A 6,820-nucleotide genomic window follows, 5' to 3' on the forward strand; every position below is an offset into this window, starting at 1 on the left:
CATGGAAATAGGCCATCAATTGAAAAAAGCAAGAGAATCTAAAAGACTGAGCCAGCATGAAGTATCCGAGCTTTTGGATATTTCACAAAAGACAATTTCTAATATAGAAAGTAACAAATCCCAACCAACTGTTGTACAAATTGCTTTGATGGGAGAAATTTATGAGTTGGATGTACTGAAATTATTATCCGATAACGGAATCCATTTATGCCCCCCCGCAATCTTTCTGAAGCTGAAAAAGAATTACGAAATCTGAAGGATACACAGGATAAAATTATTGGGAAATAGATTTTTAAGATCTTGAGAAATGGTATACTGGTTATTGTCTTAAATCCTATTGCTTCTAACACATCACTCAACTTAAGCCGGTTATTGCCAGACTGTCTAGTCTTTGCCATGTTCATAATTTCTCTAAGGATATTAGGATGCCATAGTGCTTGGCTATAATCTGAATACAAATTGGCCCAAAGTCTTTGTAATCAGGCTTTTTATAGAAAGGAAAAGATCTATTCATTTTATTTTAGTTCTACAATTCCAATGGTAGGGTTCAACTCCTCTTTGTCACTACTTATAAATTCACTTTTTATAATGAAGTAAAACCTATCATTGGATAAGTCCAAGGGATAAATAAATTGTGCTTCTCCAAATTCATCAATCAAGCCTTTTCTAGTATGAAAACCTTTGTTTTTTAATTTATCATAAATAAAAAACATCAATTCCTTATCTCTTGCGTAATGACATATGTAATAGGATTTTGAGGACACAATATTTTTAATGGATATATTCTTTTCACCCTTATCGGAAAAAGTGAAATCAACGAAGTTAAACTTACTTGTTGGAACAATCGAATCTGATTTAATTTGATAAAGAGTATCTCTTAAAAAAAATTCATCATAAAATACAGGCGTGTATAAATATGTGTCATCCCCTGTGTTAGAAATGAATAGTTGAGTTGTAAATCCACGAAGCACATTGTCCTTAATTAACACTGACCGAAACAAGGTGCTGTCTTTTAACTCTAAAGATTGATCAAGTCTATAAAGGATGGTGTTGCTAATGTTTCCAGAGGGTTTTTTCTCGCTATCTATATTTGTAATTAACAAGAGGTCATCATTACTTACATTTAAGTAGTTAGCGAAATAAGGTAATTTTATTTCTTTTATAAATTCAAGATTTTTAGAATACATCTGAATTTTTTTAAAGGATCCTAAATAAATAATCCCTAAATTTTCATTAACAGCTAATGAATATGCATTTTTATATTCTCCAGGGCCGTCTCCAATTTCACCCAATTTCCTAACAAACTTTCCTTCATCTGTAAATACCAAAACTTTACCGGATCTATCCTTTATTAAAAAGTAATTGCCAAATTTTTTAACATCCATAATACTAGATATATAGGATCCTGGCTTTGTCTCTAACTGGATATACTCTATTGATTTTCCAAATTCATCCAAATATAGATCTTCTGCGTTTTTTGGTATATTGACAACAGGAATGTTGCTTTTTGCCGGGTGTGTACATCCTTCAAAAAGGAGAATTAAAAGAGCAACAAGAAATAATCTAAATCTTAAATTCAATTGAGGCATAATGATAATATAAATGGGCCATCTATCGAGATGGCCCGGAATTAACTAATTTTACATTGTATTACATCCATTATGGTGCAACAACACAACTTACATCCTCCGTTACGTAACAGCCTGCATCAGCTAAAGGATTGCCATCTGACATTAAAGTAAATGGTTCGCCACTGCCACAAACACAATTATAAAAAGTGTATTCACCACCAATAACTGTTGCCATGTGACTTCTTTCAAGAACTTCCTCAGAGAGAAGCTTTAATTTACCTAAACTTAACTTTTTCATAATTTTATAATTTAAATAAAATCCTGGTCATATAAGGGCATCCAGGATATATACCCATTCATCGCGATTGAATTTCTTTAATTGAAAACTATTGCTATATGTAAGTCAAAATCATATAAATTTTCATTTTAATCTTTGACAGGATGATATAATTTATCTGATATCTTCCCTGTCTCACTATAGGTGGGTCTCCATCTTAAAGTACCTTTTAATATCCTATGATCGTCATCCTTTTCTTCTGTGTAAAACCGGTTTCCAAAACCGGGAGCAACAAATTCTCCCTTTCCCCCAAAATCTAATATTTCAAGCTCTGCCTGATAAATTAAAGATGGAAATAGAACCTCATGATGGCCACACCATTTATTTTGAAGAGCTTTATGAACTAATTGCAGCGCTTCATTTGATATTCTATAAATTGGATTAAATGACCGGATTCGTTCTTCAAAGGGAATCACTTTATACGGATGGGCCAAGGTATCCCACCATAGCCAATTTGGCACGAGTGTAGCCCTTTGAATATGTGAACTGATAAAATCAGCAGAAACTTCCGAAAAACATGAGAACAAATTGCCCCAATCCCCTGAGAACCTAACATCATCTTCTATACACCAATAGTAGTCGTAATCCGGATATTCCAGATAAAATTTTAGAAGAGGAAAATGATTATTCCCCGGTATAAGGCTAAATCCAATTGGAAAATAGTTGCGTTCATATAGCACTTCATTAGTAAACAGAAAGTGCTTTTCATTTTGGATTATCTTTGGTACATAGTCCAATTTATGATGATATAGTAGAAACACCTCCCCGAATTCCTTCGCTTCCAGTGTTAATTTTCTAAAAGGATCAATCATACTAGAAGTAGTCTTCTGTGTCAAATACAAAAACACCTGGTTTATATCAATATTATTCTTCACACTAACATAGAATTAATTACAAACAACTATTAACAGCTGGTATTACAACATAAAAATCAGATCACATTTTTTTGAGGCCAAACACACCCCCTATATAGTAATCCCTCTCAATCTCATTATCATAAACAAACAAAAACCTACCTTGTCCTAAATAGGTAACTTTCTTCCAAAATGAAGGATGAACACCATTTTGAGGCAAGTGAACTCTATGACCTTCGGACAATATATTATCGAAATAGTACCCATAAAATTCTCCCTCAGGAGGCTTCGCATCTTCAATCAACTTATCGTATTCAAATTCAGATAATCCAGTTGAATAAATGGCAAAAAAACTTCCATTTTCCATAGGAACCACATAATTAATAAAACTATTGACTGCCGCGGATTTATTAAAAAATTGATAATTATCGACTGTCAGCGCCTCTACCTCCAAACCAATTGGATCTTTAAAATTAGGGATTTTCAAACTCACTTTATCTAACGGGTACAACGATCTACCAACTTCATATCGATAAATAATATCGGTTAATTGAGGAATTTGGCAGAGGAATCCATCTTGAAACCACATCATAGATTTATAGTTTAGGTATTTCAAACTAGAATACAAAATTCCAGTAGTATCCATAAACCCCACATTTGCTTTTTCATATTTCCCAGTTATGTCAGAAAACTTATATTCAATCCAAAGAGGAATTGTGTCTAGCATCGTAAGATGTCCTGAAACATTTGGCAGATCAACTATTTTTTGATTAGGTACTACAAACCTTCCGCTATCAATAAATAACAAATCAGACTCTGGAATGCCTATTTGCCCCAAACTTCCTAAATTATGATAGGATACTGATTTAACCCACTCCCCATTTAAATCGTAAAAAATCAACTTTCTAGTATCCATGAATACAATCATTTTATTGAATATTGTTGCAAATGGTAGATTTCTGTTATATTCTCTTGGACCTTCTCCTTTTCGATCAATAGATTTTTGGACTTTACCCGTCGAATTAATCAAATGAAAGACACCATCGTGATATGTATAAACCAACATATACCCATCAACCATACTTTTTGTAACAAAACCAAACTCATACATTAAATTAATTTGAAGAGTATCAACTAATTCAAAGTGATACTCATTTGCTAATGATTCATTCCCACCTCTCCTACATCCAAAATGGATAATGGACAACGACAGTAACAAAATTAATAATCTCATTCGTACAAAATTTTTAAGTAACTCAAATAGAGCCTGTTTTACAATCATTAAAACAGGCTCTTAGGTTATGGCTTCAACTTTGCCAGTCGATTAAGTACAACCAGTTCCTGATTGTTGTGAATTTGAACCGTAATGAGTTGAGCAACAGCGATTTGTTCCATCGCCTGCCAAATCTGATGTACACGATGCTCCAGGAGTCGTCCCTCCACTGCTTGTTTTACAAGTACAGAGAATTAATTCACTTCCACTACCACCTGATCCTCCGTAAATATTAGCTAACTGACTTCTTCCTAGCACTTCTTCTCCTGAAAGCCTTAATTTTCCTAAGCTTAACTTTTTCATGATTTACTTTATTTAAATGTTTAAAACTTTATTTCAATTCCCAGACCTGACAGAGCACCTGGGAATATGCCCATTCATCGCGATTGAATATTTTAGATCCCAAAACTGATTGGTTGACCTTTAATCAAGTAAATACTTTAAATAATCAACTGTGTAGTCTTCAGGTAACTCACATCCATTGACAAACAAAGTTGGGGTAAAGGAAATATTTTCCTTCTTACACCAGTCCTCCATAAGCTTTATCTTCTCCTCCTGAAGCGTAAGCTCACCATTCATCGGATATTTGGCAGCAAACTCTTGATAATCCTTTTTCTCAGCTCCGTACCAGTCATCAAGAGCTTGGCGGGTAAGTTTTGAATTGCCTTTACTTTCTATAGCCAGTAAATGCCGAACCGTTTTTTCCTTTTGCTCATCCCCGTTCCCTGGTGTAAAAAGGATCTGAAGGTCAATATTTCCCTTTTCAAAGAGGCTTTCCAATACCGGATGTATACTGGAGCAAGGGCCACAATACGGGTTACAAACCTTTATGACCTTGTATTTCGGATTTTTCCCTTTTAGTAAAATTCCAAGACCTTGAGGTTCATCCTGAATCTTTTTGGATCGTGAAAGGGACAGTTCAAACATCGCCTTATTACTTTTGAGTTTGGATAGTTCTCTTTTGGTCTTATAGACTTTATCCTGTAGTCCAAGCATGGGTTTAATCAATATCCCTCCTAAGATCACTCCTGTAAAAAGTAAAAGAAGCGAAGAGACTACAATCACATCAACTCCACTGACCAAAAAACCTCCCCCCAACACAGCCAGAACCTCCAATACCAGCACTCCCTGAATCAACAAACAGAATCTGCACCACTTCTTGATCACCATAGCCTGATAATAAAAGGAGTAAATCACCACAGGAATGGTCGCTAAACTTAGCCAGGCAAGGAGTGTAATGGCCGAGAAAGCTGAACCGCCAAGCAAACCCGTCCCGGCAAAGAAGTAGGCTAAGGCCAGCAAACTTGGGTTGATCCGACCGTCCAAAAGATGAAATGTCTTTGAATCCAGAACCGAATTACAATCCACGCTTTTCCCTCCCGAGCAGAATTTTTGCAGAGTAGGATTTTCCTTATCCTGCTGATACCACAGCAGAATACCCGAGATGGACAATCCCAGTAACTTTAGCATAAAATAGAACAGGTACAGTCCAGAAGTCCCATTTTCTACTATGCCAAACCCCAACCAAAGCAGGAGGCTAACGGCACATACCATTGCCACACCTTTGATGACCCGTTGATCCCGGATCTTTTGATTGATTTCCGGTTCGGCAGCATCTTCCCCGGCTTCCACCAGTAAACATACTCCTGTCCAACTCTTCAGAAAATCGAGACGTGGCATATCCTTTAGCCTTCCTTTCTCATCAAATAGTGTGATCCCGCTTTCGGAAACAGCCGTGATGACATTAAAGTAGGTACCATCAGCCAACGATACCTGTACGATTCCCGGCAAAGGGAGCTCATCCAATCTGCCCGGCCCCAGCTTGGCTGCTAAAGATTCCACTCTATATTCCTCCAGGGTATCCGATAGGGAAAGTAAGCTTGGATACTGGGGATGGGTTAGGATTTTCTCCTTCAGAAATTGTTGGGTGTGAGGCACCCTAAGTGAACCCAGTAATCTCTTGCAAGTTATCAAACAGTTATCCATTGACTGATAATAAAAATTCAACTAAAATTTTGATTTTTAAAATGATTTAATAAATTTGAGAATTAAATTCTTAAAAGACTATACCGTATTTACTAACTTTCAGTAACTTTTTACTAACCCAATTAACCTTTTAAGCCATGAAAATAGGCCACAAACTGAAAAATGCCAGAGAATCCAAATGACTAAGCCAGAATGAAGTATCCGAGTTTTTGGGCGTTTCACAAAAGACACTTTCTAATATAGAGAGTAACAAAAGTCAGCCATCTGTTGCACAACTTGCTGTGATGGGAGAGATTTATGAATTGGATGTACTGAAACTATTATCCGAAAACGGAATCCATCTATACCCCCCCCGAAATCTCTCTAAAGCTGAAAAAGAATTGCAAAACTTGAAGAATGCTCTGGATAGAATTATGGGGAAATAGATTCTGAAGATCTTAAGAAATGGCATATTGGTTATAATCCTAAACCAAATTGCTTCTACCACATCACTCACTTAAGCAAGATGTAGCAAAACTGGATTTGCTACAAAAAGCTGGACAATATTTTAAGCTTGTTTTGAAATTGATTTCATGTTTCGCCTGCCGCGGGCTACTCAAAATATCAGGAGGATTTTGAAGGAAAATCCCCCTGATATTTTCGAGTCTTATTATTTTATGCGGCTTTCTTTTTTGTTGTTTGCCCGAATTGATCGGGGGTGAGGTAATTGAGGTAGAAATGTTTCCTTTTCTGGTTGTACCAGATCTCTATAAACTCAAATATTTCTGCTTTAGCTTGGGCTTGGTTTACATAGTTGGTG

Annotated in this window: 8 protein-coding genes and 1 pseudogene; 2 read left to right on the forward strand and 7 right to left on the reverse strand. The window is 35.9% G+C overall.

The window, feature by feature from the left end:
* Position 1 precedes the first annotated feature (1 nt).
* Positions 2 to 256 carry a helix-turn-helix domain-containing protein gene (locus BVH04_RS10110; RefSeq protein WP_086541352.1) on the forward strand — a complete coding sequence of 85 codons (255 nt, stop codon included), beginning with the start codon at positions 2 to 4 and terminating at the stop codon, positions 254 to 256.
* A 259-nt stretch (positions 257 to 515) separates the two neighbouring features.
* On the opposite strand, the gene BVH04_RS10115 is transcribed toward BVH04_RS10110, so the two are convergent.
* From BVH04_RS10115 to BVH04_RS10135, 6 genes are all read right to left on the reverse strand, one after another.
* Complete coding sequence (locus BVH04_RS10115) at positions 516 to 1,589, reverse strand: 6-bladed beta-propeller (protein WP_086541353.1); 1,074 nt, start codon at positions 1,587 to 1,589, stop codon at positions 516 to 518.
* Between the two features lie 70 nt (positions 1,590 to 1,659).
* Complete coding sequence (locus tag BVH04_RS10120) at positions 1,660 to 1,869, reverse strand: TIGR04149 family rSAM-modified RiPP (RefSeq protein WP_086541354.1); 210 nt, start codon at positions 1,867 to 1,869, stop codon at positions 1,660 to 1,662.
* 128 nt (positions 1,870 to 1,997) lie between these two features.
* Entirely contained in the window at positions 1,998 to 2,783 is a 786-nt protein-coding gene (locus BVH04_RS10125) for a DUF3405 domain-containing protein (protein WP_140160563.1), read from the reverse strand.
* Positions 2,784 to 2,844: 61 nt separating this feature from the next.
* Complete coding sequence (locus BVH04_RS10130; RefSeq protein ID WP_140160564.1) at positions 2,845 to 3,996, reverse strand: hypothetical protein; 1,152 nt, start codon at positions 3,994 to 3,996, stop codon at positions 2,845 to 2,847.
* Between the two features lie 90 nt (positions 3,997 to 4,086).
* A complete protein-coding gene (locus BVH04_RS25135) occupies positions 4,087 to 4,338 on the reverse strand; it encodes a hypothetical protein (RefSeq protein ID WP_140160565.1) in 252 nt (83 codons plus the stop codon).
* A gap of 120 nt (positions 4,339 to 4,458) precedes the next feature.
* Positions 4,459 to 6,021, reverse strand: coding sequence for a vitamin K epoxide reductase family protein (locus tag BVH04_RS10135; protein WP_086541357.1), 1,563 nt, complete (start codon positions 6,019 to 6,021; stop codon positions 4,459 to 4,461).
* A 194-nt stretch (positions 6,022 to 6,215) separates the two neighbouring features.
* Here BVH04_RS10135 and BVH04_RS26620 point away from each other — a divergent pair.
* Positions 6,216 to 6,446: pseudogene (locus tag BVH04_RS26620) on the forward strand (helix-turn-helix domain-containing protein); the annotation flags it as partial.
* Between the two features lie 229 nt (positions 6,447 to 6,675).
* Here BVH04_RS26620 and BVH04_RS26625 read toward each other — a convergent pair.
* On the reverse strand, positions 6,676 to 6,820 hold a 145-nt coding region (locus BVH04_RS26625), incomplete at its 5' end, for an IS3 family transposase (RefSeq protein WP_140160566.1).

The organism is Algoriphagus antarcticus (assembly GCF_002150685.1).
Taxonomy (GTDB): domain Bacteria; phylum Bacteroidota; class Bacteroidia; order Cytophagales; family Cyclobacteriaceae; genus Algoriphagus; species Algoriphagus antarcticus.